The sequence below is a fragment of the Nonomuraea sp. NPDC049152 genome (genome assembly GCF_040648355.1).
Classification (GTDB): domain Bacteria; phylum Actinomycetota; class Actinomycetes; order Streptosporangiales; family Streptosporangiaceae; genus Nonomuraea.
Map to the genome: position 1 here is coordinate 36,589 of NZ_JBEZDO010000013.1, position 23,207 is coordinate 59,795.

Annotated in this window: 25 protein-coding genes and 1 pseudogene; 15 read left to right on the plus strand and 11 right to left on the minus strand. The window is 70.4% G+C overall.

The annotated features are described in order from the left end of the window. Positions 1-18: 18 nt before the first annotated feature. Together AB0B45_RS23755 and AB0B45_RS23760 are read right to left on the minus strand one after the other, a co-directional pair. A complete protein-coding gene (locus tag AB0B45_RS23755) occupies positions 19-858 on the minus strand; it encodes an alpha/beta fold hydrolase (RefSeq protein ID WP_358134065.1) in 840 nt (279 codons plus the stop codon). Further along, entirely contained in the window at positions 855-1,448 is a 594-nt protein-coding gene (locus tag AB0B45_RS23760; RefSeq protein WP_358134522.1) for a WHG domain-containing protein, read from the minus strand. The genes AB0B45_RS23755 and AB0B45_RS23760 overlap by 4 nt, the downstream gene beginning before the upstream one ends. Positions 1,449-1,684: 236 nt before the next feature. Here AB0B45_RS23760 and AB0B45_RS23765 point away from each other — a divergent pair, with 236 nt between their 5' ends. Beyond that, on the plus strand, positions 1,685-2,830 hold the full coding sequence (locus AB0B45_RS23765; RefSeq protein ID WP_358134067.1) for a hypothetical protein: 1,146 nt from the start codon (positions 1,685-1,687) through the stop codon (positions 2,828-2,830). A 148-nt stretch (positions 2,831-2,978) separates the two neighbouring features. On the opposite strand, the gene AB0B45_RS23770 is transcribed toward AB0B45_RS23765, so the two are convergent. The 3 genes and pseudogenes from AB0B45_RS23770 to AB0B45_RS23780 form a co-directional block, all read right to left on the minus strand. Then, a complete protein-coding gene (locus tag AB0B45_RS23770; RefSeq protein WP_358134070.1) occupies positions 2,979-3,380 on the minus strand; it encodes a hypothetical protein in 402 nt (133 codons plus the stop codon). Positions 3,381-3,524: 144 nt separating this feature from the next. Continuing rightward, positions 3,525-3,934 (minus strand): annotated as a pseudogene (locus tag AB0B45_RS23775) (SDR family oxidoreductase). A 20-nt stretch (positions 3,935-3,954) separates the two neighbouring features. Next, on the minus strand, positions 3,955-4,260 hold the full coding sequence (locus AB0B45_RS23780; RefSeq protein WP_358134073.1) for an SDR family NAD(P)-dependent oxidoreductase: 306 nt from the start codon (positions 4,258-4,260) through the stop codon (positions 3,955-3,957). A gap of 142 nt (positions 4,261-4,402) precedes the next feature. Here AB0B45_RS23780 and AB0B45_RS23785 point away from each other — a divergent pair, with 142 nt between their 5' ends. Then, positions 4,403-4,996, plus strand: a complete 594-nt coding sequence (locus AB0B45_RS23785; protein ID WP_358134076.1) for a TetR/AcrR family transcriptional regulator — start codon at positions 4,403-4,405, stop codon at positions 4,994-4,996. A gap of 141 nt (positions 4,997-5,137) precedes the next feature. Here AB0B45_RS23785 and AB0B45_RS23790 read toward each other — a convergent pair whose 3' ends face one another. Continuing rightward, a complete protein-coding gene (locus AB0B45_RS23790) occupies positions 5,138-5,551 on the minus strand; it encodes a PPOX class F420-dependent oxidoreductase (RefSeq protein WP_358134525.1) in 414 nt (137 codons plus the stop codon). Between the two features lie 10 nt (positions 5,552-5,561). Continuing rightward, the gene (locus tag AB0B45_RS23795) at positions 5,562-6,140 is read right to left on the minus strand and encodes a TetR/AcrR family transcriptional regulator (protein WP_358134079.1); all 579 of its coding nucleotides are present in this window, start codon (positions 6,138-6,140) and stop codon (positions 5,562-5,564) included. Positions 6,141-6,213: 73 nt separating this feature from the next. Between AB0B45_RS23795 and AB0B45_RS23800 the strand changes: the two genes are divergently transcribed. From AB0B45_RS23800 to AB0B45_RS23810, 3 genes are all read left to right on the plus strand, one after another. Continuing rightward, a complete protein-coding gene (locus tag AB0B45_RS23800; protein ID WP_358134081.1) occupies positions 6,214-7,038 on the plus strand; it encodes an alpha/beta hydrolase in 825 nt (274 codons plus the stop codon). Positions 7,039-7,167: 129 nt separating this feature from the next. Next, positions 7,168-7,932, plus strand: a complete 765-nt coding sequence (locus AB0B45_RS23805) for an ankyrin repeat domain-containing protein (RefSeq protein ID WP_358134084.1) — start codon at positions 7,168-7,170, stop codon at positions 7,930-7,932. Between the two features lie 235 nt (positions 7,933-8,167). Continuing rightward, positions 8,168-10,399 (plus strand): catalase, encoded by a 2,232-nt coding sequence (locus AB0B45_RS23810; RefSeq protein ID WP_358134087.1) that lies wholly within the window; start codon positions 8,168-8,170, stop codon positions 10,397-10,399. Between the two features lie 59 nt (positions 10,400-10,458). Here the strand turns inward: AB0B45_RS23810 and AB0B45_RS23815 are convergent, their stop codons facing one another. Further along, entirely contained in the window at positions 10,459-11,622 is a 1,164-nt protein-coding gene (locus AB0B45_RS23815) for an MFS transporter (RefSeq protein WP_358134089.1), read from the minus strand. Between the two features lie 73 nt (positions 11,623-11,695). On the opposite strand from AB0B45_RS23815, the gene AB0B45_RS23820 reads away from it, so the two are divergent. Continuing rightward, the gene (locus AB0B45_RS23820) at positions 11,696-12,742 is read left to right on the plus strand and encodes an ROK family transcriptional regulator (protein ID WP_358134092.1); all 1,047 of its coding nucleotides are present in this window, start codon (positions 11,696-11,698) and stop codon (positions 12,740-12,742) included. 105 nt (positions 12,743-12,847) lie between these two features. Here AB0B45_RS23820 and AB0B45_RS23825 read toward each other — a convergent pair whose 3' ends face one another. Further along, the gene (locus AB0B45_RS23825; protein ID WP_358134095.1) at positions 12,848-13,390 is read right to left on the minus strand and encodes an isochorismatase family protein; all 543 of its coding nucleotides are present in this window, start codon (positions 13,388-13,390) and stop codon (positions 12,848-12,850) included. Between the two features lie 58 nt (positions 13,391-13,448). Here AB0B45_RS23825 and AB0B45_RS23830 point away from each other — a divergent pair, with 58 nt between their 5' ends. Both AB0B45_RS23830 and AB0B45_RS23835 read left to right on the plus strand, forming a co-directional pair. Further along, on the plus strand, positions 13,449-13,889 hold the full coding sequence (locus AB0B45_RS23830; protein WP_358134098.1) for a MarR family transcriptional regulator: 441 nt from the start codon (positions 13,449-13,451) through the stop codon (positions 13,887-13,889). Positions 13,890-14,061: 172 nt separating this feature from the next. Further along, positions 14,062-14,553, plus strand: a complete 492-nt coding sequence (locus tag AB0B45_RS23835; RefSeq protein ID WP_358134100.1) for a VOC family protein — start codon at positions 14,062-14,064, stop codon at positions 14,551-14,553. Between the two features lie 17 nt (positions 14,554-14,570). On the opposite strand, the gene AB0B45_RS23840 is transcribed toward AB0B45_RS23835, so the two are convergent. Then, the gene (locus AB0B45_RS23840) at positions 14,571-15,449 is read right to left on the minus strand and encodes a MurR/RpiR family transcriptional regulator (RefSeq protein WP_358134103.1); all 879 of its coding nucleotides are present in this window, start codon (positions 15,447-15,449) and stop codon (positions 14,571-14,573) included. Between the two features lie 81 nt (positions 15,450-15,530). On the opposite strand from AB0B45_RS23840, the gene AB0B45_RS23845 reads away from it, so the two are divergent. The 7 genes from AB0B45_RS23845 to AB0B45_RS23875 all read left to right on the plus strand — a co-directional run bounded on the left by AB0B45_RS23845 (position 15,531) and on the right by AB0B45_RS23875 (position 22,441). Beyond that, on the plus strand, positions 15,531-17,075 hold the full coding sequence (locus AB0B45_RS23845) for an ABC transporter substrate-binding protein (protein WP_358134106.1): 1,545 nt from the start codon (positions 15,531-15,533) through the stop codon (positions 17,073-17,075). 2 nt (positions 17,076-17,077) lie between these two features. Beyond that, positions 17,078-18,049 (plus strand): ABC transporter permease, encoded by a 972-nt coding sequence (locus AB0B45_RS23850; protein WP_358134109.1) that lies wholly within the window; start codon positions 17,078-17,080, stop codon positions 18,047-18,049. After that, positions 18,046-18,873 (plus strand): ABC transporter permease, encoded by an 828-nt coding sequence (locus tag AB0B45_RS23855; protein WP_358134112.1) that lies wholly within the window; start codon positions 18,046-18,048, stop codon positions 18,871-18,873. Before AB0B45_RS23850 ends, AB0B45_RS23855 begins: the two co-directional genes overlap by 4 nt. A gap of 55 nt (positions 18,874-18,928) precedes the next feature. Next, the gene (locus AB0B45_RS23860; protein ID WP_358134115.1) at positions 18,929-20,095 is read left to right on the plus strand and encodes an anhydro-N-acetylmuramic acid kinase; all 1,167 of its coding nucleotides are present in this window, start codon (positions 18,929-18,931) and stop codon (positions 20,093-20,095) included. Between the two features lie 10 nt (positions 20,096-20,105). Next, complete coding sequence (locus AB0B45_RS23865) at positions 20,106-20,558, plus strand: GNAT family N-acetyltransferase (protein WP_358134118.1); 453 nt, start codon at positions 20,106-20,108, stop codon at positions 20,556-20,558. 75 nt (positions 20,559-20,633) lie between these two features. Next, positions 20,634-20,804, plus strand: a complete 171-nt coding sequence (locus AB0B45_RS23870) for a hypothetical protein (protein ID WP_358134120.1) — start codon at positions 20,634-20,636, stop codon at positions 20,802-20,804. Beyond that, positions 20,801-22,441, plus strand: coding sequence for an ABC transporter ATP-binding protein (locus AB0B45_RS23875; protein ID WP_358134123.1), 1,641 nt, complete (start codon positions 20,801-20,803; stop codon positions 22,439-22,441). Before AB0B45_RS23870 ends, AB0B45_RS23875 begins: the two co-directional genes overlap by 4 nt. Here the strand turns inward: AB0B45_RS23875 and AB0B45_RS23880 are convergent. Next, positions 22,395-23,180, minus strand: a complete 786-nt coding sequence (locus tag AB0B45_RS23880) for an SAM-dependent methyltransferase (RefSeq protein WP_358134126.1) — start codon at positions 23,178-23,180, stop codon at positions 22,395-22,397. The two genes, AB0B45_RS23875 and AB0B45_RS23880, sit on opposite strands and share 47 nt — an antisense overlap. Positions 23,181-23,207: the final 27 nt, after the last annotated feature.

Here is a 23,207-nt window from a genome sequence, read left to right on the forward strand (position 1 = left end):
CACTTCCATCGTCGAGAGCTAGGCGCTCAGCACCTTGCGGAGCAGCTCGCCGAACTCGGCGGGGTGCGTGCTGAGGCCCGTGTGCCCGCCGGGGAAGTGGATGAGCTCCGTGCTGAACCGCTCGGCCAGGAAGGCGGCGGAACGGTACGGCAGTTCGCCGCGCGAGTCCGCTCCGCCCGCGAGCACGAGCCGGTCCGACAGAGCCTTCAGGCGATCCACGTCGGGGGCGTAGGCCATGAAGCTCGGCACGATACGCCCGATGAAGTAGGGCATATTTGCCATCGTCCGCTCAGCTCGCGCCGTCACCTGCGGCGGTAGCTCGGTTGCCGCCTGGGCGTCGACGGGATCGGCGCCGGGCCGTCTGAGGCCTGCCGCGAACACGGCCGCCGCGGGCATCAGCCCGTCCCGGTGGAACGTGTCCTGGACACGGGCGAGCAGCGCGCGATGCTCGACGGCGTCCGGCAGCACCTCCACCACGGGCGGCTCGTGCGCCACGACGCGTTCGATCCGCTCGGGATGGGTGGCGAGCAGGTGCAGTGCGACGATCGCACCCGAACTGCAGCCGACCACGCGGGCGGGCGCGTCTGGAGACAGCAGCTCCAGCACCCGGAACGCGTCGTCGGCGTGCTGCGCGACCTGCTGTTGGGCATCAAGGTCGTCCAGCGGGCTGCGGGACAGGCCGCGTGGGTCGTAGGCCGCGACTGTGTAGTCGGCGGCCAGGTCGTCGGCGACGCCGTCAAAGGAAGCCGCGCCGCCCGCGCCGCCGGGGATCAGCAGCAGGAGTGGGCCCCTTCCGCGTACCTCGTAGTGCAGGGTGGCGCCGTCCACGCGCAGGCGGCCGGTGGTCGGGCTGGTCATGCCGGGTCTCCTTCATGGTGTGCGGGCCAGTGCTCCAGGAGGGTGTGCAGGGCATCGAGGCCGCGGATCCAGGAGTCCTCGGCTGGACGCGCGTGCGCGAACCCGCCCGCCGCCTCGAGGCCGATGAAGCCGTGGATCATGCTGCGCAACAGTCGGACCGCGTCGGTCAGGTCAGGCTCGTCCAGTGCGTAGGCGCGCAGCATGCTGTAGGTCAGCTCGACCGCGCGTCGTGGCCCGAGCGCCTGGGCCAGGAGCTCGGGATCGATCTGTATCGGGGTCTGCGTCGCCGTGTACCGGCCCGGGTGGTCGTGGGCGTACTTCCGCCAGGCGTTCGCGAACCCCACCAGCGCGTCCCTTCCGGCCCGCCCGGCCGTGGCCTCCGCGATGCGGATGGTCTTCTCGTCCGCCGCCAGCAGTGCGATCCGCCCGCGCAGGTCCTCCAGGTTGCGGACGTGCGCATAAAGGCTGGCGTCTTTCACCCCGAGTCGTCGCGCCACCGCTGACATGGTCACGTGGTCGAGCCCGACCTCGTCCGCCAGCTCGGCACCGGCGAGCGTCACCCGATCCGCCGTCAACCCGGCCCGCGCCATGTGCACCGTCCTTCTCCTAGAGCCATTCGACTAGAACTAACAAGACTAGTTTTTACCTTGGGTCCCTAGGATTTGGCAAGTGCGCCGCATGCCGACCGGAACGGCCCGTCCACCAAGGCGCCCCGCACCGCAGGAGATCGACCTGCGCAGGCAGGGACGGGACAGGCCGTCGCCGCGTTCGCCGCCTACCTCCAGACTTCTCTTGCCTTGCGGCGCTCAGGGTGCACAGTGAGGGTGTGGGGCTTGCTCTTCTGAGGGCGTTCTTCGTGGTTCACTGGGCGCTGCCGAGTGCGGCGGCGATCGCCGCAGGTCTGTTGTTCGACCACCATCCCCTCCTGGTGGCCGGGGTGGCGCTGGCCGGCGTGGCGTTGCGGCCCGTCCACACGGGGCCGATCCTGCGGACGGTGGTCGTGGTGCTCATGCTGTCGCCGTTATGGTCGGCCTCACTCGAGCTCTACAAATGGATGGTGACCAAGGTCATCGATGGCTGGGAGTTCATCGGCACGTTTCCGTCGATCTTCCTGCGGATCCCCAGCCATCTGATCTACATCGTCCTCTTCCTGGTCGTCGCCACCGTGGGCGGATTTCTCCAGGTCACACTCATCCTCGCTCCGCTGTTCGCGCTCATCGGGCTGGAGAGCCGTGGCCGGCAGTCCTCACGAGACAGGCAGGCCGGGCGGATCATGGCCCTCCTCGAAGATCCCACCGGAGGGCCACCGCCGCGCTTCTCGCTCTACCTGCGGCCGTTCGCGACGACCGGCCACCTGGCCAGCAACGCCGTGGGCGTGCAGGCGAGCGCCACCGAGCAGCCCGGCAACATCCAGACCGACTTCGAGGCGATCCTGGCCGCCGGCTTTCCCGCCCACCTGCCGTTGATCGCGCTCGGCCGGCCGGGCACGCTGCTGTCCACCCAGCCCGAAGGCGTGTACACCTGGCCGGTCAACCGCACGTGGGACATCCCCGGCACCGGCAAGGTGGCATGCACGGAGGACGACTGGCAGGACAAGGTCAAGCTGCTCGCCAGACAGGCCGAGCTGATCGTGATCGTCCCGCTGGCCTTCGCCGGGACGCTCTGGGAGATCAGGTGGCTGCACAAGAACCGGCTGCTGGACAAGTGCGTCTTCGTGATGCCTGCGACCATGGCGGGCGCGCGCGACTACTCCCCTGCCTGGAAGAAGACCACGCGGGTGCTGCGATCACTCGGCGTCCGCCCGCCCGCCTACCAGGAGTCGGGGCAACTGCTCATGGTCGTGGAGGGCGAGAAAGTGATGCGGTCGCTGCCGTCCTTCGTCCACGCTCCGCTGCCGCGCGCCACCGCGCTGCTGCTGCAGTTCGCGTTCCTCCGCCAGAGACGGCGGAAGCTAACGGGAGATCGACGATAGTCGTCCCCGCCGGCACGCGGCGGCCGCCACCACCTGGCTCTGCACCGTCCACCCAACGTCCAGGCCCGACCGTCGACGTCGTCCGTCCTCGCTTCACTCCTGGGCGCTCCAGGTTGACCTGCGACTCGACGACAGCGGCCGGCAACGATCAGGAAGCGCCAGAAGCGCCCCAGGCGGGCGGAATCTGGATGCCGTGGGCTCGGAGTCGAGAAAAGATCAGGTCTCGAAGCTCACGCCGAGCGGCCGTGTCGGGATGTCCCGCCCGCTCACCGATTGCCGCCCAGCGCTCGAGGACGTCGACCGTGAGAAGCCATTGGGCGATCGTGAGTTTGGGTTTCACGATCTCATCCGGCGGCGGCCACGTGCCGGAGCCGGGAACACCGGGTGTCCAGCGGGCGATCTGATCCCAACCGGCCCTTCGGACGCTGCGCGCAAGATCGGCCCGCCGGCGGTCGCCGCCCACTGTCTCGACGTCGGCGTCGTGGTCCATGCATGCGTCGACGAGACCCCACTGACGGAGGGGCATCGTGATGATGAGGCCGACACTCATGACGGCATGGTGTCGAGATAGCACGAGAGCGGTCAAGGCGGTCCAGGAATGGCCAGGCGGTGGCGAACCGCTCAGCACCGTGAGAGTCGGCAAACGTGCCCTGCCGTGTTGGTCATGAGTGTTGTCCTCTCAGAGCAGGCAGGTTCAGATGGCGGTGCGGCCGCCGTCGACGGCGACGGTCGCACCGGTGACGTAGCCGGCCTTCGACGAGGCGAGGAATGCGACGACCTCGGCGATCTCGGCGGGCTCGGCCGCGCGCTTCATCGCGGTGGTCTCAGCGAGCGCGTCGAACAGGTCGCGGGCCGCGGCCCGGGTGTAGACCGGGCCGGGGCAACGGTGTTGAAGCGGACGCCGCGGCCGCTGTACTCGGCCGTCCAGCCTCGCGTCAGTGACGCCAGCGCGGCTTTGGTCGCGCCGTACGCGGCGCCGGTGGCCAAGCCGAGGCTGCCGGCCATGCTGCCGATGTTGATCACGCTGCCCGATCCCTTCGCCGCCATCGCCGGGGCGAACGCGGCCACGAGGAAGAACGGGGCCCGGACGTTGCTGGCGAACATCGCGTCGTAGTCGGAGACCTTCAGGTCCTCGGTCGGCGCCCAGACGGCCTGCCGGCGTCGTTGACCAGGACGTCGATCTCGCCGACCACCGCGGCGAGCCGGTCGATGCCGGCCGGGTCCTCGAGGTCCGCCTCGACGAACCGGGCGTGGCCGCCGGCCGCGGTGATCTCGTTGACGGTCTCGGCGCCGCGCTGGGCGTCGCGGCCGGTCACGACGACGGACATTCCATCCGCGGCCAGCCGCTTGGCGACCGCCCGGCCGATGCCGGACGTGGCCCCGGTGACCAGGGCGGTGAGGGGGTGCGGGTCGAGGTTTGTGCGCTCCATGGACATGGGATGCACCTTTCGGAATTGTTATCCAGACCGGCCTGTCTGGCAACAACTTCAATCTAGACAGACCCGTCTGACTGTGTCAATGAAAGCCTGCGGTCGATTGAAGACAGACGGATCTGTCTGCTACCGTGCGAGTATGTCCAAGAAGGCGCTCTCACCGCGGGAACGCAGCGCGGCAGCGCGGGCGAGGCTGCTAACCGCCGCCAACGAACTGTTCTACGCCGAGGGTGTGCATTCGGTCGGGATCGACCGAGTCATCGAGCACGCCGGAGTCGCGAAGGCAACGCTGTACAGCGCCTTCGGCAGCAAGGACGGCCTGGTCCGCGCCTACCTCCAGGCCCGGCACACCGCGACCGCCGAGCGCATGACACGCGAACTCGAAGCCCGGTACGACACCCCGAAAGAGCGCCTGGTCGGCGCGTTCGAGGTACAGGGTCTGTCCTTCACCGAGCCCGGTTTCCGCGGCTGCGCGTTCATCAGCGCCAGTGCCGACGCCCCACCTGGCGGTGTCGTCGAACAGGCCGCGCAGGACTACCGCACCTGGCTTCGCGACCTGTTCTTCGACCTCGCCCAGCAGGCAGGCGCCAAGGACGCGAAGGCGCTCGCCCAGCAACTGGTACTCCTCTACGACGGTGCCGGGATCAGCGCCTGGCTGGACCGCGACCCCAGCGCCGAATCAGCAGCCCGCACCGTAGCCGCCGCAGTAGTCGACGCCGCGATCCCAGCCTGACCAGCCCACGCTGACCGCGATCGCCAACCCCCCATCCAGGCGACGGGCGTCGCACGTGAGCTTCGACGGGCTTGTGCTGCGGGTTGGCGAACTGTCGGTCGTCGCGGGGCAGGGGGTGGCCGCGTGGCCGGCCGGTTTGCCTCAATGGACGGCACGCCGGGATTCGTGCCAGGTGTCGCCGACGGGTTCGGCCGCCATGTTCCAGCTCCACGAGGTCGTCGGCGTGATACGCAGGAAGAGGCCGGGGCCGATCATGCCGACCCGCTCGACCGGCTGCTCGGCGTGGCCGTAGACGCGGATGCCCCGCGCGACGAACGGGTCGAAGGAGACCAGGTCGTCGACGACCAGGGCGACCTGGTGGTTGCCCGCTCCGACGTTGCGGAACTTGCGGGTGCCGACGACGGTCTCCCCCGAGCCGCCGATCCAGAAGTGCGTCCCGTCGAACTCGAACGCGACGGGAACGACGTCGGGCTCCCGTCGGCGGAGCGGGTCGCGAGGCGCGCGAGCGGCTGCGAGCGCAGGTAGGCGAGCTCTTCCTCGGTGAACGACATGCAGGGCCCCTCCTTCAGCGCGGCGGCGCTCCGGCCAGCAGGCGGGTGAGGAAGTCCTCGACCGCCCGTTCCGCCTTCTCCGTCTTCCCCGTCCGCGCCACCAGCAAAGCGATCTCGTTGATCGCCGCCAGCAGCATGTGCGCGTAGACCTCCAGGTGGTCGTCCTGGACGGCCTTGGTGGCCCGTAGTGCCCCCTTGAGCATGCCGAAGGCGTGCCGGGCCTCGACCTCGCGCCACTTCTCCCAGCCGAGCACCGAGGGGGCGTCGATCAGGACGATCCGCTGGATCACCTGCTCGCTCGCCAGGCGGATCCACGCCCGCGCGCCCTGGCGCAGCGCCTCCTCCGCGTCGGCCGCGCCCTTCACCGCCTCGGCGATCTCGTGGCCGACCCTCGTCTCCACCGCCTCGAGGACCGCCTCGAACAGGGCGTCCTTGCCCGCGTAGTGGTGGTAGAGCGCGCCCCTGCTCAGGGCCGACTCGTGCAGGACCATCTCGATCGAGGTGCCGTCGTACCCGTGCTCGGCGAACAGGCGGGTGGCGATGGCAAGGACCCTGTCGCGAGTGGCGGCGCCGCGCTCTGCCTTGAGGTTCATGCCAACACTCTAGACAACCGACCGACGGTCGGTTATTTTCTAGACCGACAGTCGGTCTGTAATGGAGGAGACTATGAGAACTCGCCACGGAATCTCCTACATCGACGAAGGGCAGGGGCCTGTCGCCCTGTTCGTCCACGGGGCGGGCACCAACTCGAGCCTGTGGGCCAACGCCATCGCCGGACTCCGCGCCGAGCGCAGGTGCGTGGCCTTCGACCTGCCCCTGCACGGGCGGAGCGAGGCGAGGGACGACCTGTCCCTCCCCTCGCTGGCCGAGGTGATCGAGGAGGTATGCGCCGACCTCGACCTCGGTACGGTCGACCTCGTCGCCAACGACAGCGGCGGCGCCATCGCGCAGGTCTTCGCGGTCAGGCATCCCGAACGGCTGCGCACGCTCACGCTGACCAACTGCGACGTGCACGACAACCTGCCGCCCGAGGCGTTCAAGCCCACGGTCGAGCTCGCGGAGCGGGGAGAGCTCGCGCCACTCATCGAGACGCTGATCGAGCAGCCCGCGCTCGTGGTGCGGAGCGCCTTCGGCGCGAGCTACGAGCGCATCGGCGACCCCCAGGCGCTGGTCGACCGGTTCCTCCGGCCGATCTTCAGCGACCCCGAGCGCGGACGCGGCTTCGAGCGGTTCCTGGCCGGGCTGGACGCCAAGGACCTCATCGCGATCGAGCCCGATCTGGCCGCGCTCGCCGTACCCACGCTGGTGGTGTGGGGCACCGACGACCCCTTCTTCGAGCCGCGGTGGGCGCGGTGGCTGCGCGACACCATCCCGGGGGTCAGGAAGGTCGTGGAGATCGAGGGCGGCAGGCTGTTCTTCGTGGAGGAGCGCGCCGGCGAGCTCGTGCCGCACCTGCGCGAGCACTTCGCCTCCGGCCTCCGGAGCGGCTGACCACCGAGCGACCGCCGGTCCCGCGAAGGCGGGCCTCCGCTGCGGGCAGACCGTTCCGCACCCGTGAAGACCCGGCGGGTGGCGGAAAATCGGTGGAGGCCGGGGGCTCCGCCGTACACACTGGGCCGGGTGACGGAGAACAGACTGGTGTCCGCGGCGGGCACCGGAGCCGCCGCCAAGGTCAGGCGACTGCTGGACGGCGGCGCGGCCCCTGACCAGCCCGACGACGGCGGCACCACGGCCCTCTACCGGGCGGCCGTGCAGGGGAACGCCGACATCGTGCGGATGCTGCTGGCGGCGGGGGCCGAACCCGACCGGGAGAGCGAGGGCGAGAGCGAGGGGCTCCCGCTGTGCGCCGCCGCGTCCTGGGGCCATCTCGGCACTGTGGTCGCGCTGCTGGAGGGAGGGGCCGACCCCGATCGGACAGAGGGCCCGGGCAGGCAGGCGATGAGCGCACTGCACTGGGCGGCCGCGAAGGACTTTCCCGCCGTCGTGGCGGCGCTGCTCGACAGGAACGCCGATCCCGACCTCCGCGACGGCGCCGGGGGCACCGCCCTCACGCACGCCGCACGGTACGGCTCGGCGGCCGTGGTCAGCATGCTGCTCGACCACGGGGCCGATCCCGCGGTCGCCGACGAGCAGGAGCGGCTCCCCATCGATCTGGCTCGAGAGTTCGCCGACCGGGACATCGAGGCGGTCGTGCACGACAGGGCCCTCGAGTACGCCACTGAGGGAGCGCGGATCACCGTCCGCCGCGAGGAGTCCGAAGGCGGCGGTGAACGCGTAGTGGCCGAGCAGCGTGACAGCAGCGGCCGACTGCGTTCGGAGTCGGTCCTGGGCACCGGCCACGCCGAGATCGTGCGCCTCCTGGAGGCCCGTCCCGCCCGCGCGTAGAGCGCCTGCGATCGGCTCGGCCTGGACGACCCGCCGCGGCGACTCCTTCGCCGGCGGCTCGCTCGCGTCGTTCCCCTTGAGACAGTTGAGCCCCGGCCGGCCCGGCGGCGGCAACGGGCGGCTCCTTCCCCTACCTGGGGAAAATGTCTGCTTTGACCCGGACAATCCGGGTAGGCCGCCCTAAGGTCAGCGCCGTGCTCGGACGATGGCACGGCGCCCTTATCTGGGGGAACGCATGAAAGAGTCTCAGCCGACGAACGAGGCCGGAGCCATTCCCGGCCGTCCTGGCAGCGAGCCGCCGTCGCTCGCCGAGCCGACAGAGCCGCGGGGTCCGCTCCCGCCCAAGTCCGACCAGCGCGGCCCCGAGCCCTACACCCCCACGGGCCGGCGAGCCGATGTGCCGCGGACGGCGATGGCACAGAGCGAGCCGTACCTGACGACGGCCCTGGGCACGCGGCTGCCGGACACCGACCACTCGCTGAAGGCGGGCCCCAGGGGCCCGGTGCTGCTGCGTGATCACCACCTGCGGGAGAAGATCACCCACTTCGACCACGAGCGCATCCCCGAACGCGTCGTGCACGCCCGCGGCGCCGCCGCCCACGGCGTGTTCCGCTCGTACGGCACCGCCGCCTCGGTGACCAAGGCCGCCTTCCTCACCAAGGACGCCGAGACGCCGGTCTTCGTCCGCTTCTCCACGGTCCTGGGCTCACGCGGCTCCTCGGACACGGTCCGCGACACGCGCGGCTTCGCGACGAAGTTCTACACCAGCGAAGGCGTCTTCGACCTGGTGGGCAACAACATCCCGGTGTTCTTCATCCAGGACGCGATCAAGTTCCCCGACGTCATCCACGCGGGCAAGCCCCACCCCGACAGGGAGATCCCCCAGGCGCAGAGCGCGCACGACACGTTCTGGGACTTCGTCTCCCTGCACACCGAGGCGACCCACCACACGTTGTGGAACATGTCCGACCGCGGCATCCCCCGGTCCTACCGCACGATGGAGGGCTTCGGCGTCCACACCTTCAGGCTCGTCGACTCCGAGGGCGGGACGGTGCTGGTGAAGTTCCACTGGAAGCCCAAGGCAGGCGTGCACTCCCTGGTGTGGGAGGAGGCGCAACTGATCAACGGCATGGACCCCGACTTCCACCGGCGGGACCTCGCCGACGCGATCGAGTCAGGCGCCTACCCGGAGTGGGAGCTCGGCATCCAGGTCTTCCCCGACACCCCTGAGCAGACGTTCGAGGGCATCGACCTGCTGGACCCGACGAAGATCGTGCCGGAGGAGCTGGCGCCGGTCCAGCCGATCGGCCTGCTGACCCTCGACGCCAATCCGGTCAACTTCTTCGCCGAGACCGAACAGGTCGCCTTCCACGTCGGCCACCTCGTCCCCGGCATCGACGTCACCGACGACCCGCTGCTGGCCGGACGGCTGTTCTCCTACCTGGACACCCAGATCACCCGCCTGGGCGGCCCGAACTTCGCCCAGCTTCCGATCAACAGGACGCACGCCCCGGTCAACGACATGTTGCGGGACGGCATGCACCAGACGGCCGTGCACGTCGGCGCCGCGCCGTACAGGCCGAACTCGCTGGACGGCGGCTGCCCGTTCGTCGCGGGGCAGCGGGAGGGCGGCTACGTCGAGGTGCCCGTGCAGGTGCCGTCGGCGCTGCGGGTCCGCGAGGCGCCCGCCTCGTTTGACGACCACTTCAGCCAGCCCCGGCTGTTCTGGCTGAGCCTGAGCCCGGTGGAACGCGAGCACGTGATCGCCGCCTACACCTTCGAGCTCGGCAAGGTCTACGAGCAGGCGATCAAGGAACGCACCCTGGCAGTGCTCGCGGAGATCGACCCCTACCTGTGCGAGCAGGTGGCCACGGGACTCGGACTCCCGGCGCCCAAGGCGCCCGAGCCGCTGCCGTCCGTCGAGCCGAGCCCGGCGCTTTCGCAGGTCGGCAAGACCTGGCCGACGACCGGACGGATCATCGGCATCATCGCCGACGGCAACGGCGACCTGGACGCGGTCGGTTCCGTCCGGCAGGCGATCCTCGACGGCGGCATGGTGCCGCTGGTGATCGCGCCGGCGGGCGGCGTGCTCGAAAACGGCGGCGAATCCGTCACCGTGCAGCGCACGTTCGCCACCGCGCGGTCCGTCGAGTTCGACGCCCTGCTGGTGGCCGGCGTGCCCGCGCCCGGCGCCGACGCCTACGGAGCGAGGGACGCCAAGGCGGGCGACACCGTGGGCGCCGTCGACCCGCGGGTGCTGCTCATGCTGGCCGAGGCCTACCGCCATGGGAAGCCGATCGGCGGCTGGGACGGCGCCACGGAGGCCCTCGCGCTGGCGGCGATCCCCTTGGGGGCTCCAGGCGTTCTGTCAGGTGATCGCGGCGACGAGGTGCTGGGCGGGATCGTCGAGCTGCTCGGACAGCACCGCGTGTGGGAACGGTTCCCCGCCGCGGCGCCGCCGAATTGAGCCTGTGCGCGCCATCGATCCCCGCGGGAGGGCACGCCTTCCCGCGGGGACGGCCGAACTCACGCTCCGGTTGAAGCGAGCTGGGCAGCTGGGGCCTGGGGCACGCGCGGGCGCATGGCCGCCGACAGCAGCACCATCAGCACGGCCACTCCGGTGATCATCGCGAAGGCCGCGGGATAGGAGATCCCGCCCGCGACCCAGCCGGTGATCGCGGGAGCCGTCAACCCGGACAGGTAGGTGATGGTCGCGACTCCCGCCACGCCCTCGCCCGGGGTGGGACCCGCGTGGCCCGCCGCGGCGAAGACCAGCGGCACGATGGCCGCCACGCCCAGCCCGATCAGGGCGAACCCGATGACGCACAGCACCGGCGTGCGGGCGACGACCACCGTGAGCCCGCCGGCGGCGGCCAGCACGCCAGCCGCCCTGACGATCGTGACCGGCCCGAACCGGTGGACCAGGCGGTCACCGGCCAGCCGGGCGCCCGCCATGCAGAGCATGAAGATCGTGTAGCTGGCGGCGGCCATGCCGGGGCCCGCGTCCGCGACCTCGGTCAGGTAGACGGCCGTCCAGCTCGAGCTCGCGCCCTCGACGAAGGTTCCGCAGAAACCGACCACGCCGATGGCAAGAACCCCTCTCGGTGGGAGGGCGAACCGGCGCGGCGCGGGCGCATCACCCTTCGAATCATCGCGGAGCAGTCCGCGGCCTGCGACGGTGCCGATGACGAGCAGCACGACCGCCATCATGCCGAGATGCGTCCTGGCGTCGGTCCCCGTCTGGGCGGCCAGGACGCCGAGGCCCCCGCCCGCCAGGCTGCCCAGGCACCACATGCCGTGCAGCCCCGAGATGATCGGGCGGCGCAGGTGGCGTTCCAGGACGACGCCGTGGGCGTTCATGACCACGTCGCACATGCCGGCGGCCGCGCCGTACAGGAGGAAGACGGCGACCAGCGCGGCCGGCACGGGGGCCAGGGCGGGTAAGGCGAGCACGACGCACCACAGGGCGAGCAGGACCCTGGTCGCGGTGGCGCCGCCGAGCCGGTGGCTCAGGCGGCCGGCCATGGGCATGGCGACGAACGCGCCGATGGACGGGCAGAGCAGGGCCAGGCCGAGGGCGGCGGCGCCGAGGCCGAGGTGGTCCTGGATCCAGGGGATGCGGGTGGCCAGGCTGCCCGCGACGGCGCCGTGGATGACGAACACGACGGCGATGGCGCGATGAGGGCTCATGGCCGGGAAATTATCAGGAAGCCTTCCTGATGAAAAGATTTATTAGGCAGGCTCCCTGATTATTATCTTCAGGGTGAAGACTGCCACCCCGGCCATGGCCCGCGCGATCAACGACCGTCTCGCCCTGGACCTGCTGCTCGAACGCGGCCCGCTGACTGCCCCTCAGCTGCGCACGTTCACCGGTCTCTCCAGGCCGACCGTCTCCGACCTGATCGAGCGGCTCATGGACGGCGGGCTGATCGAGGTGACCGGGGAGTGCGGTGAGGACCGGCGCGGGCCGAAGGCGCGCCTGTACGGCATCGTGGCGGGTCGCGCCCATGTGGCCGGCGTGGACGTGCGCAGGATGGCGATCAACGTGACCGTCGCCGACCTCACGGGAGCGACGGTCGGCACCGCCGTACGCGACATCCCGGCGACCGGCGGGCGCGATGCCCCGGAGCGGGTGGGGCTCGCCGAGCTCGTGGAGAGCGCGGTCGCCGCGGCCGCCGGAGGCCGCACGCTGGACACGGTGGTGATCGGCGCGCCGGGCCTCGTCGATCCACGCCGCGGCGATCTGGTGTCCGACAACGGCGTGCCCGGCTGGGAGCCCGGCTTCCTGGAGTCGGTACGGCACCGCATGGGGGTTCCGGTGGTCCTCGAGAACGAGGTGAACCTGGCCGCCATCGCCGAGCACCGCACAGGGGCGGCCGGCGGGAACGACGACTTCGTACTGCTGTGGCTCGACGACGGCGTCGGGGCGGCGGTCGTGCTGGACGGCCGGCTGCGGCGAGGAGTGTCGGGCGGCGCGGGCGAGATCGGGCTCCTCGACGTGAACGGGTCGACGTACTGCGACCTCGTGGACGCGTCGGTGGCGCGGGGGCTCGACGACGGCGAGCTGGCGGGGGTGATCGCGACAGGCGCGTTCGCGCTGGTCACCGTGCTCGACCCGGGGCTGGTCGTCCTGGGCGGAAAGACGGGGCGGGCCGGGGGCGACGAGCTCGCCGGGCTGGTGGCCGAGCGTCTCCACGAGCTGTCACCGGCGCCGACCAGGGTGCTGGGCAGCACGGTGGCGGGCAACGCGATCCTGCAGGGAGCCGTTCTGACAGCCCTCGACACGGCCCGCGACAAGATCTTCGGCTGAGCGGCGCCCGCTGTGACCTCGCCCCCGTGCAGGCGGGGTCAGAGCCTCGTCGGGTGCGCCCGGCGGCGATGGGCACAGCGGCGGATGAGCGCCACGGTGGCCCGCTCACATCAGCCCGTGCAACGCGGCGATGATCTGCCGGCCGGTGGGGGTGGTGAAGTCGCGCACCATGTCGGCGGCGAAGCCCGCCACCGAGGTCACCACGCCGCCCGCGGCCTCGATCTGCCGCAGCGCGGCGTCTTCGGTGCGGGTCGTGAGGCCGCCGCACGCGTCCACCAGCACCTGTACGGCGAAGCCGTCCGCGAGGGCGTCGAGGGCGGTCCGCAGCACCACGATCTCTGTGGTCACTCCGCAGATGGCCAGTGTGCGGCGGCCGGTGGCCAGGATCGCCTCCCGCCACGCGGTGTCGTCCCAGCACGACGGGCCGGTGCGCACGTACGGCTCGGCCTGGGGCACCTCCTTGATCACCCCCGGACCACCCTGCCGCGGCGCGGCCGAGACGGTGAACGGGATGCCGAGCGCCGCGGCGAGCCCGTCCAGCACCTTGACCGAGCGGCGGATGTCCGAGGCCGGATTGGTGGCACTGGCCTCGACGATGCTGTCCTGAAGGTCGGCGAAGACGAGCTGGACGGCAGCGGAATCAAGCATCGTTACAGCCTCGAATCGTTCAAAGTGTGAATGATATGAGCAAGGTAGCATTGCCGTCATGAACGATGTCAAGCTGACTTCGACGCTCGTCTTCCGGCTCGGCACGCTGGGAGCGACGGTGAGCGAGCGGTTCTCGGCGCGGCTGGCGGCTCACGGGCTCAAACCCAAACATGTGGGGCTCCTGGCGGTGCTGGAGTCGGGAGTGGTGGCCTCGCAGCTCGACATCGCCAAACTCATGAATGTGGCGCCCAGCCTGGTGGTGTCACTCGCCGACCAGCTGGAGGAGCAGGGGGCGGTCCGGCGCGAACGCGATCCGCACGACCGGCGCAGGCAGGTGCTCACGCTCACGGCGGAGGGCAGGGAACTGCTGGCCGTGTGCACCGAGGCGGCGGTCGAGCTCGACGCGGAACTGGCCGACGTGCTCACCCCCAAGGAGGCGGGGATGCTGCGCACGGCCCTGCTCGCCCTCGCCCGCCACAACGGCCTCCCCGCCGATTAGCCGTCGCCTCCCGGACAGCCGTACGTGGCCGAGCTCTTCGGTCTCGACCGCACGCGACCCGCCCCACCCGACCTGGCCACGGGCCGCCGGCGGCCGACCGGATAAGGTGCGCCCCGTGGGAAGCGTGTACGCGATCCACGCCCATGGAGCGCCCGGCTGAGGAGACGATTCGATGACCCTTTCCCAGGATTCCGAGAACCAGAGGCCGCAGGCCGTTCGCCAGCTCCGCCTGGTCGTCGAGGCGGAGGACTACGAGGCCGCCGTCGCCTTCTACCGGGACGCCCTTGGTCTGCCCGAGCAGGCCGCCTTCTCCGGCGGAGACGGCGCGCACGTGGTGATCCTCGATGCCGGTCTGGCCACCTTGGAGATCGCGAACCCCGCACAGAAGAGGATGATCGACGATGTGGAGGTGGGCCGCCAGGTGGCCCCCAAGATCCGGGTCGCGTTCGAGGTCGACGACGCCCGGCACACCACCGATCGGCTGCTCTCGGCCGGTGCCGAGCAGGTCGCGCCGCCCACCGTCACACCGTGGCAGTCGCTGAACGCGAGATTCGACGCGCCCGCAGGTCTCCACATCACGGTGTTCCAGGAACTGCGCAGCCTCGAGGAACGCGAGTCGCTCGACGGCTTCGGAACCGAGGAGGGGCGGCGGGAGGGCTCCTGAGCCGCCGGACCGGACGGCTAGCCGCGTTTGTGGATGATGCGGTCGTGGACCACCGTGTAGGTGTTGCGCAGGGCCGCCATCGACTCGTCGTAGGAAGCCTGGGCCACGCCCGTGAACAGGCAGTCGACCACCATGAGCTGGGCGATGCGGCTGCCGAGCGCGCCCGATCTGAACTGGGTCTCCCGCGCCGACGTCGTGAGCGTCACGTCGGACGTGGCCGCCAGCGGCGAGTCGCGGAAGTTCGTGATGGCGATGGTCGCGGCGCCTGACTTGCGGGCGATCGCCAGGAACTCGACCGTGTCGACGGTCGCGCCCGTGTGCGAGACCGCGACGGCTACGCAGGTGGCGTTGAGCGTGGCGGCGGAGGTCCAGGCCGAGTGCGAGTCGTGCCAGTTGATGGCCGTCCTGCCGATCCGTGACAGCTTCTGCTGCAGGTCGAGCCCGACGAGGGCGCTCGCGCCCACCCCGAAGGTGTCGATACGGCGCGCGGCGAGCACCAGGGCCACGGCTCGGGCGAGCGCGTCCATGTCCAGCGCGCGGGCGGTGTCGGCGATGGAGAGCGTCTCGTTCATCGCCACCTTGGACACGATCCCCTCCAGGGAGTCATGACGGTCGATGTCGCCCGACACATCGGGAAGGTTCGAGGTGGCGAGCTCCTCCCGCGCGACCTCCCTGGTCAGGTCGTTGGTGAAGTCCTTGAAGTGGTCGTAGCCCATGCGCTTGTAGAAGCGCACCACCGAGGTCGTCGAGGTCTCGCAGCGGGCCGCCAGCTCGGCGATGGACAGCTTGGCGGCACCCGCGGGGTCGCCGACGACCAGCTCCGCGATGCGTCTCTCCGTTGGCCGGAGGGTGGGCACGGCCGCTCGTATGCGGATGAGCACTTTGCCGTCAGTCATCTTCACCAACCCGCAGTGGAAGTATTATACACGGATGGTATGGTCTCCGTAATTTTATGACCTACTGCCCGAGGAGGCCACATGCCCCGTGGCGCGTTCTCCGCAATCGGCGCCGCCGCAGCGCTGTCCATCGCTCTCACCAGTTGCTCCTCATCCTCCGGGCCCGTATCCAGCACCGGCGCAGCGGGCGCGTCGGGCGGAACTCTCGTCGTCGGCGTCACCACCGACCCGGACACGCTCTTCCCCTGGAAGGCCACCCAGTTCCAGGCCGTCAACGTGCTGACGAACATCTACGGCACGCTGACGGAGTTCGACAAGGACCTCAACGTGGTGCCGGGCCTGGCCGAGTCGTGGAAGCCCGCCGAGGACGGCAAGACCCTGACGCTCACCCTCAGGAAGGGCGTGACCTTCGGCGACGGCAGCGCCTTCGACTCCAAGGACGTCAAACACTCCCTCGACAAGATCATGGACGAGGCCACGGCCGCCGTCGCGAGGGCCTCGCTGTCCTCGGTGAAGTCGGTGGAGGCTCCCGACGCGAACACCGTGGTGCTGAACCTGATCGCGCCCGACGCCGCGCTGCCCGCCAACCTGGCGACGGTCAACATGGCGATGCTCTCCTCTGACGACACCGAGGAAAAGCTCAACACGACGCCCAACGGCACCGGCCCCTTCCTGATGAAGAAGCGCGTCGCGAGCCAGTCGATCACCCTGGCCAGGAACGACAAGTACTGGGGCGGTGAGAAGCCGAAGCTCGGCGGCGTGGAGTTCCGGGTGATCCCCGACGAGTCGTCCATCGTCTCGGCGATGCAGTCGGGCAACGTTCAGCTCGCGGTCTTCAACGACCCGCTCGTCGCGCAGACCGCGCAGGGCGGCGCGATCACCGTCGCCAAGACGCCGCAGCTCAACTACCACGCACTCCAGCTCAACGCGACGCACGGCGAGCTGAAGGACCTCAACGTGCGCCTGGCGATCCAGTGCGCGGTCGACCGCAAGCAGGTGCTCGACACCGCCGCCCTCGGCGAGGGCGAGGTGACCGGGCCGATCACCTCCCCGGTGTTCAAGTCGGACCCGCAGCAACGCCCGTGCCCCACCCGTGATCTGGCCAAGGCGGCCGAGTACCTCGGAAAGGCGGGCAAGGCCGGCGGGGTGACCATCAAGACGATGGTCTCCCAGGGCGAGTACGCGACCTCGGTCAACGAGGCGCAGAACCTCAAGGCGCAGCTCGCCGAGGCCAAGATCAACCTGGACCTCGAGGTGCTGGAGTCGGGCGCGTTCGTGGACAAGTGGGTCGCCGGTGACTTCGACGCGGCCGTCGCGCTGAACGGCGGGCGTCCCGACCCCGACGGGATGTACGGCCGCTACTTCACCAGCAAGGGCAACCTGAACAAGGTGGCCGGCTACAGCTCCCCCGAGCTCGACAAGCTGTTCGCCGAAGGCAAGGCCACGACCGACCAGGCCGAGCGCAAGGCCATCTACGCCAAGGTGTCGGCCGAGCTGGAGAACAACGCCGCCTGGATCTGGCTGTTCACCGGCTACACCTACACCGGCACCACCTTGCAGGTGAAGGGCTTCGTCCCGATGGCCAGCGGCTCGCTGCAGTACCTGCGCACGACGACGCTCTCCTAGCCATGCTCAGAGCACTCGTGCGCCACCGAGTCGTCTGGCGTGTGGCGGGCATGCTCGGCACCCTGCTCGGGGTGGCCGTGTTCGTCTTCGTCACGCTCCGGGCGATTCCCGGCGACCAGATCACGGCAGGGCTGGGCACGGAGGCCGCCGCGCTCACACCGGCGCAGCGGGAGGCGCTGGAGCGCTACTACGGCCTCGACCAGTCGCCGTTCACCCAGTTCTTCTCCTGGCTCGGCAACATGTTCAGCGGGAACTTCGGCTACTCGGCACGCTCGCAGCAGAGCGTGCTGGACCTGACGCTGCACTCGCTGCCCGTCACGTTCGAGCTGGCGGTGTTCTCGATCGTGCTGGCCCTGCTGATCGGCGTCCCGCTCGGCATGCTCGCCGCGTCCAGGACGAACTCGGCCAGGGACGCCCTCGGGCAGATCGTGAGCCTCGGCGGCCTGTCGATTCCGTCCTTCCTGCTGGCCACGACGCTGCTGTCGGTGCTGGCGGCCTCGTTCGGCTTCAACCCGAACGGCCAGGGGTTCGCGGGCCCGCTCGACGACCCGCTGCTCAACCTCCAGCAGATGTTCCTGCCCGCGCTCGTTCTGGGCTTCGGCATCGCGGCGCCGATTCTGCGCACCACACGGACCGCCGTGCTGGAGGTGCGCTCGAACGACTTCGTCCGCACCGCCCGCGCCAAGGGCGTGCCGCCGAGACGCCTCCAGGTCAGGCACGTGCTCGGCAACGCGCTCGTGCCGATCGTGACGATGACGGGCCTGCAGTTCGGCTACCTGCTGGGCGGGGCCGTGGTGGTCGAGCAGGTCTTCTCCGTTCCCGGTATCGGCAGGCAGGTGTTGCTGGGCATCCAGCAGAAGGAGTACGCGGTCGTGCAGAGCACGGTGCTGGTCATCGCGCTGGCGTTCGTGATCGTCAACCTCCTGACCGACCTGCTCTACCGGATCATCGATCCGCGGGTGCGCGCCTCATGACCGCTTTGCGCAAGAGTCCCAGCGGCCTGGCCGGCAGCGTCGTCCTCGCCCTGCTCGCCGTCGTCGCGCTGCTGTCGTACTTCGGCCTGCTGCCGTACGACCCGATCGCGCAGAATCCGCCCTCGCGCTTCCTGTCACCCTCCGGCGCCCACCTGTTCGGGACGGACCAGTTCGGCAGGGACGTCTTCTCCAGGGTGGCGGCGGGGGTGGGCAACTCGGCGCTCATCGCCGTCGTCGCCGTCGTCTTCTCCACCCTGGTGGGCACGCTCGGCGGGCTGGTGTCGGGCTTCTACCGGGGCTTCGCCGACGGGGCCATCGGCGGGGTCACCAACGTGCTGTTCGCCTTCCCGCCGCTGCTGCTCGCTCTCTCGCTCGCCTCGGTGCTCGACCGCAACTGGTTCACGATCGCCGTGGCGATCGCGATCGTCTACGTGCCCATCTTCATCCGGGTCACCCGGGGCCCCGTGCTCTCGCTCAGGGAGATCGAGTACGTCAGGGCGGCCACCTCCACCGGCCAGAGCCGATGGATGATCATGCTGCGGCACGTGCTTCCGAACATCACCTCCATCATCGTGATCCAGGTGGCCCTGTCGCTGTCGTGGGCGGTGCTCACCGAGGCGTCGCTGAGCTTCCTCGGCCTGGGCACCCCGCCGCCCGCCCCCTCGCTCGGATCGATGATCTTCGAGGCGCGCAGCCTGGCCTTCGTCGCCCCGTGGACGCTGATCGCGCCAGGCGTGGTCGTCGTCCTGCTGGTGGTGGGCCTGAACCTGCTCGGCGACGGCCTTCGCGACACCCTCGACCCGCGAAACCGAGGCAAGCGGTGAACCTCGCAGAGCTGACAGTCGCCCCCCAGGATGCCGCCGCGCTAGGAGAACAGGTATGAGAGTCCTCGGAATGATCTCCGGCACCTCGCATGACGGCATCGACGCCGCCGTGGTCGACTTCGACCTCGCGGGCGACGTGCTGAACGGCAGGGTCGGGCACACCGCGAGCACGCCGTACCCGCCGGAGCTGCGCGCCAGGCTGGTCGAGGCGCTGCCTCCCGCGCCGACGACGCTCGCCGAGGTGTGCGTCCTCGACACGCTCATCGGCCAGAGCTTCGCCGAGGCCGCCGCCGAGGCGATCGAGCGGGCCGGGCCGGTGGATCTGATCGTCTCGCACGGCCAGACGGTGTTCCACTGGGTGGACGGCTCGCACGCGCTCGGCACGCTGCAGATCGGCCAGCCCGCGTGGATCGCCGAGCGCACCGGCGCCCCGGTGCTGTCGGACGTGCGCATCCGCGACATCACGGCGGGCGGGCACGGCGCTCCTCTGGTCTCCGTGCTCGACTCCCTGCTGCTCGCGGGGCACCCGGGCAGCGCCGCCGCGCTCAACCTGGGCGGCATCTCCAACATGACGGTGGTGCGCGGGCCTGAGGAGCTGTTCGCCTACGACATCGGCCCGGCGAACGCGCTGGTGGACGCCGTCGTGTCGAGCAGGCGGCTGAGCGAGCGGGGCTTCGACGAGGACGGCGGCATCGCCGCCTCGGGACGGGTCGACGAGCGCCTGCTCGACCTGCTGCTCGCCGAGCCGTACTATCTGCTGCCCGCGCCGAAGAGCACCGGCAAGGAGCTGTTCCACCTCGCCTACGTCGAGGACGCGGTCGCCAGGACGGGACATCCGGTCTCCGACGCCGACCTGGTGGCGACCCTGACCGAGCTCACCGTGCGCACGGTCGCCAGGGACGTCCTGGCCGCGGGCGTGGACCTGCTCGTCGTCTCGGGCGGCGGCTGCCGTAACCCCGTGCTCATGAAGGGGCTGCGCGCCGCGCTCTCCGGCGTGACGGTCTCGCTCTCCGACGAGTACGGCGCTCCCGCCGACGACAAGGAGGCGATCGCCTTCGCCCTCATCGGCTGGTGCACCGCGCACGGCCTGCCGGGAACCGTTCCCGCGGGCACGGGCGCCCGCGCCCCACGCGTCCTCGGCACGCTCACGCCGGGAGCGGGGCCGCTCGTCCTGCCCGCGCCGATCACCGACCGGCCGCGGTCGCTCCGGCTGAGCCGGTGAGGCCGAGCCGATGAGACTCCGCCCCTCGACCCCTGACGACCTGGACGGCATCGTCGAGGTCTTCCTCGCCTGCTGGCGCGAGAGCTACGCGGAAGTGCTGCCCGAGCGGCTGGTGTCCGCCATGTCCGCCCGACGTGCCCGCGAGCTGTGGACGGGCAGGCCCGCCGTCGTGGCGGAGGACGACGGCCGGGTACGCGGCCTCACGCGCTTCTCGGGCGACACCGTCCACTCGCTCTACGTGCACCCGGGAGCACAGGGCGGCGGGCTCGGCGCGCGACTGCTCGGAGCGGCGGAGAGCGCCCTGTCGTCGGCCGGCGCCACCACGGCGTTCCTGTGGGTGTTCCGCGACAACCTGCCGTCCGTCGGGTTCTACCGCCGGCATGGCTGGGCCCCCGACGGAACCGAGCGCGTCACGCCCGAGTTCGGCGAGCCCGAGCTGCGGCTGACGAAGGAGCTGGCGTGAACGCTGCACAGGGGCGGCCTGTGGGCGCTCGGATTCCGCAGGTACGAGCTCCAGGTCAGGGACGAGACCGTCACCGTGCTCGGCCACCCGGGCTATGTGGGCGGCGCCGTCGGCTTCGTGCCCGACCGCGACATCGCCCTGGTCGTGGTCAGCAACCGGCTGCTGGTCGACGGGACTCCCGTGCCCACGGACGTGCTCTGGCACGACCTGCTGAAGGTCACCGCACAACGATCGAGGACAGCATGACGAGCAGCACGCCGCTCCTGGCCATCCGTGACCTGTCCGTCGCCTTTCGCAGCGGCAAGCAGGATGTCACGGTTGTGAAGCGGGTCTCGATGGAGATCATGCCGGGTCAGACCGTCGCGGTCGTCGGCGAGTCGGGCTCGGGCAAGTCGACCACGGCCGCCGCCGTCAACCGCCTCCTGCCCGACAACGGGCGCATCACCGGCGGCCAGGTGCTGTTCGACGGGCGCGACCTGGCCGAGGCCTCCGAGCGCGAGATGGTCGCCATCCGGGGGGCCGGGATCGGGCTCGTCCCTCAGGACCCGATGTCCAATCTCAACCCGCTCATGCGCATCGGCGACCAGGTCGCCGAGGCGCTCGAGGTGCACCGCGTCGCCTCGGGCCGGTCCGCTCGCGCGCGGGTGATCGAGCTGCTGGACATGGTCGGCATCCCGGATCCCGCGCAGCGGATCAACCAGTACCCGCACGAGTTCTCCGGCGGCATGCGGCAGCGCGCGCTCATCGCCATGGGGCTCGCCTGCCGTCCCAAGCTGCTCATCGCCGACGAGCCGACGTCCGCGCTGGACGTGACAGTCCAGCGACGCATCCTCGACCAGCTCGCCGAACTGACCGCCGACATGGGCACGGCCGTCTTCCTCATCACACACGACCTCGCCCTGGCCGCCGAACGCGCTGACGTCGTCGCCGTCATGTACCAGGGCGAGCTGGTGGAGACGGGCCCGGCGGCCGAGATCCTGGCCGACCCCGCCCACGAGTACACCCAGCGGCTGCTGCGCGCCGTACCGAGCCTCTCGTCGGTACGGCTGGCCGAGTCGGCACCGGACGCCCGCGACCTCGTCCAGATCGAGGACCTGCGCAAGGTGTTCCCGATCAGGGGCAGCGCGGCGGAGTTCACCGCGGTCGACGCCGTCACCTTCGACATCCCCCGCGGCCACACCGTGTCCATCGTCGGCGAGTCGGGGTCGGGCAAGTCGACGACCGCCAACCTGCTGCTCGGCCTGGACGACGTCACCTCCGGGCGGATCCGCTTCGACGGCACCGACGTCACCTCGCTCGGACGGCGCGAGCTGTTCGCCTTCCGCCGTCGCGTGCAGCCGGTCTTCCAGAACCCCTACGCCTCCCTCGACCCCCGCTACACCGTGGAGAAGTCGATCGCCGAGCCGCTGCGCGTGCACCGCGTCGGCACCGCGGTGAGCCGGAGGAAAGCCGTCGCGGACCTGCTCGACCGGGTCTCGCTGCCTGCCTCGCTCGCGCAGCGGCTGCCGCACGAGCTGTCGGGCGGCCAGCGCCAGCGGGTCGCCATCGCCAGGGCGCTGGCGCTCTCCCCCGAACTGGTGGTGCTCGACGAGGCCGTCTCCGCCCTCGACGTGCTCGTCCAGGCGCAGATCCTGGAGCTGCTGGCCGAACTCCAGCGGGACCTGAAGCTCAGCTACCTGTTCATCAGCCACGACCTGGCCGTGGTCCGCATGATCTCGCACACCGTCCACGTGATGCGGCACGGGCGGATCGTGGAGAGCGGGACCGCGAACGCCATCTTCGAGCACCCTCAGGCCGACTACACCCGCGAACTGCTGGCCGCGATCCCAGGCACCGTCAGCGCCGCTTGGCCCCCACCGCGCACAGGTGGTAGTCCCCCTTGACCTGCGACCTCGCGGTGTCCGGGTCTGGACGCCACTCGCGAGTGTTGACGATGCCGGGCTCCAGCAGCTCGAAGCCTTCCAGGAAGCCCTCGAACACGGCGCGACGGCGGGTGGTGAAAGGGGAGGAGGCGCGCTGGTAGACGGCGCTGACCTCGTCGGCCTTCTTCGGCATGGTGTCCGGAGCGACATGAGTCAGCACCAGGTAGCTGCCGACGGGCAGCAGCTCGCGGTAGCGGCGGATGAGGCCTGCCGGGTCCTCCTCGTCGGTGACGAAGTGCATCAGGGAGACCACGAGCAGGGCGATGGGCCGCTCGAGGTCCAGCACCTCGGCCGCCCGCGCCATGACCTTCTCCGGCTCGCGCAGGTCACCCTCCTGGACGGTGACCTCGGGGGCGTGGCCGAGCAGGGCGCGGGAGTGAGTGAGGACGACGGGGTCGTTGTCGACGTAGACCACTTTCGCGCCGTCGATCACCTCATGGACGTGGCCCGCGGTCGGCAGGCCGGAGCCGATGTCGAGAAACTGGTCGACGCCCAGCTCCCTGAGGTGGCGCACCGCGCGCTGCAGGAAGGCCCGGCTGTTGCGGGCATCGCCCTCGACCTCGGGGATGATGGCCAGGACCTTCTCGGCGGCCTGACGGTCCACCTCGAAGTTGTCCTTGCCGCCCAGGTAGTAGTCGTACATCCGCGCCACATTGGGGACGACGGCGCTGATACCCGGTGGCACTCGCTCACTGGTCATGGCCCAAACCTAGACGATCTATAGCGA

What these genes read in the sequence shown, in the direction of transcription:
- AB0B45_RS23875 (WP_358134123.1), top strand. Translation starts at nt 20,801, where the DNA reads ATGACGAGCAGCACGCCGCTCCTGGCCATCCGTGACCTGTCCGTCGCC.
- AB0B45_RS23760 (WP_358134522.1), bottom strand. Translation starts at nt 1,448, where the DNA reads ATGGCGCGGGCCGGGTTGACGGCGGATCGGGTGACGCTCGCCGGTGCC.
- AB0B45_RS23770 (WP_358134070.1), bottom strand. Translation starts at nt 3,380, where the DNA reads ATGAGTGTCGGCCTCATCATCACGATGCCCCTCCGTCAGTGGGGTCTC.
- AB0B45_RS23795 (WP_358134079.1), bottom strand. Translation starts at nt 6,140, where the DNA reads ATGAACCTCAAGGCAGAGCGCGGCGCCGCCACTCGCGACAGGGTCCTT.
- AB0B45_RS23855 (WP_358134112.1), top strand. Translation starts at nt 18,046, where the DNA reads ATGACCGCTTTGCGCAAGAGTCCCAGCGGCCTGGCCGGCAGCGTCGTC.
- AB0B45_RS23880 (WP_358134126.1), bottom strand. Translation starts at nt 23,180, where the DNA reads ATGACCAGTGAGCGAGTGCCACCGGGTATCAGCGCCGTCGTCCCCAAT.
- AB0B45_RS23860 (WP_358134115.1), top strand. Translation starts at nt 18,929, where the DNA reads ATGAGAGTCCTCGGAATGATCTCCGGCACCTCGCATGACGGCATCGAC.
- AB0B45_RS23810 (WP_358134087.1), top strand. Translation starts at nt 8,168, where the DNA reads ATGAAAGAGTCTCAGCCGACGAACGAGGCCGGAGCCATTCCCGGCCGT.
- AB0B45_RS23815 (WP_358134089.1), bottom strand. Translation starts at nt 11,622, where the DNA reads ATGAGCCCTCATCGCGCCATCGCCGTCGTGTTCGTCATCCACGGCGCC.
- AB0B45_RS23835 (WP_358134100.1), top strand. Translation starts at nt 14,062, where the DNA reads ATGACCCTTTCCCAGGATTCCGAGAACCAGAGGCCGCAGGCCGTTCGC.
- AB0B45_RS23755 (WP_358134065.1), bottom strand. Translation starts at nt 858, where the DNA reads ATGACCAGCCCGACCACCGGCCGCCTGCGCGTGGACGGCGCCACCCTG.
- AB0B45_RS23845 (WP_358134106.1), top strand. Translation starts at nt 15,531, where the DNA reads ATGCCCCGTGGCGCGTTCTCCGCAATCGGCGCCGCCGCAGCGCTGTCC.
- AB0B45_RS23780 (WP_358134073.1), bottom strand. Translation starts at nt 4,260, where the DNA reads ATGGAGCGCACAAACCTCGACCCGCACCCCCTCACCGCCCTGGTCACC.
- AB0B45_RS23825 (WP_358134095.1), bottom strand. Translation starts at nt 13,390, where the DNA reads ATGCTTGATTCCGCTGCCGTCCAGCTCGTCTTCGCCGACCTTCAGGAC.
- AB0B45_RS23830 (WP_358134098.1), top strand. Translation starts at nt 13,449, where the DNA reads ATGAACGATGTCAAGCTGACTTCGACGCTCGTCTTCCGGCTCGGCACG.
- AB0B45_RS23785 (WP_358134076.1), top strand. Translation starts at nt 4,403, where the DNA reads ATGTCCAAGAAGGCGCTCTCACCGCGGGAACGCAGCGCGGCAGCGCGG.
- AB0B45_RS23840 (WP_358134103.1), bottom strand. Translation starts at nt 15,449, where the DNA reads ATGACTGACGGCAAAGTGCTCATCCGCATACGAGCGGCCGTGCCCACC.
- AB0B45_RS23865 (WP_358134118.1), top strand. Translation starts at nt 20,106, where the DNA reads ATGAGACTCCGCCCCTCGACCCCTGACGACCTGGACGGCATCGTCGAG.
- AB0B45_RS23850 (WP_358134109.1), top strand. Translation starts at nt 17,078, where the DNA reads ATGCTCAGAGCACTCGTGCGCCACCGAGTCGTCTGGCGTGTGGCGGGC.
- AB0B45_RS23800 (WP_358134081.1), top strand. Translation starts at nt 6,214, where the DNA reads ATGAGAACTCGCCACGGAATCTCCTACATCGACGAAGGGCAGGGGCCT.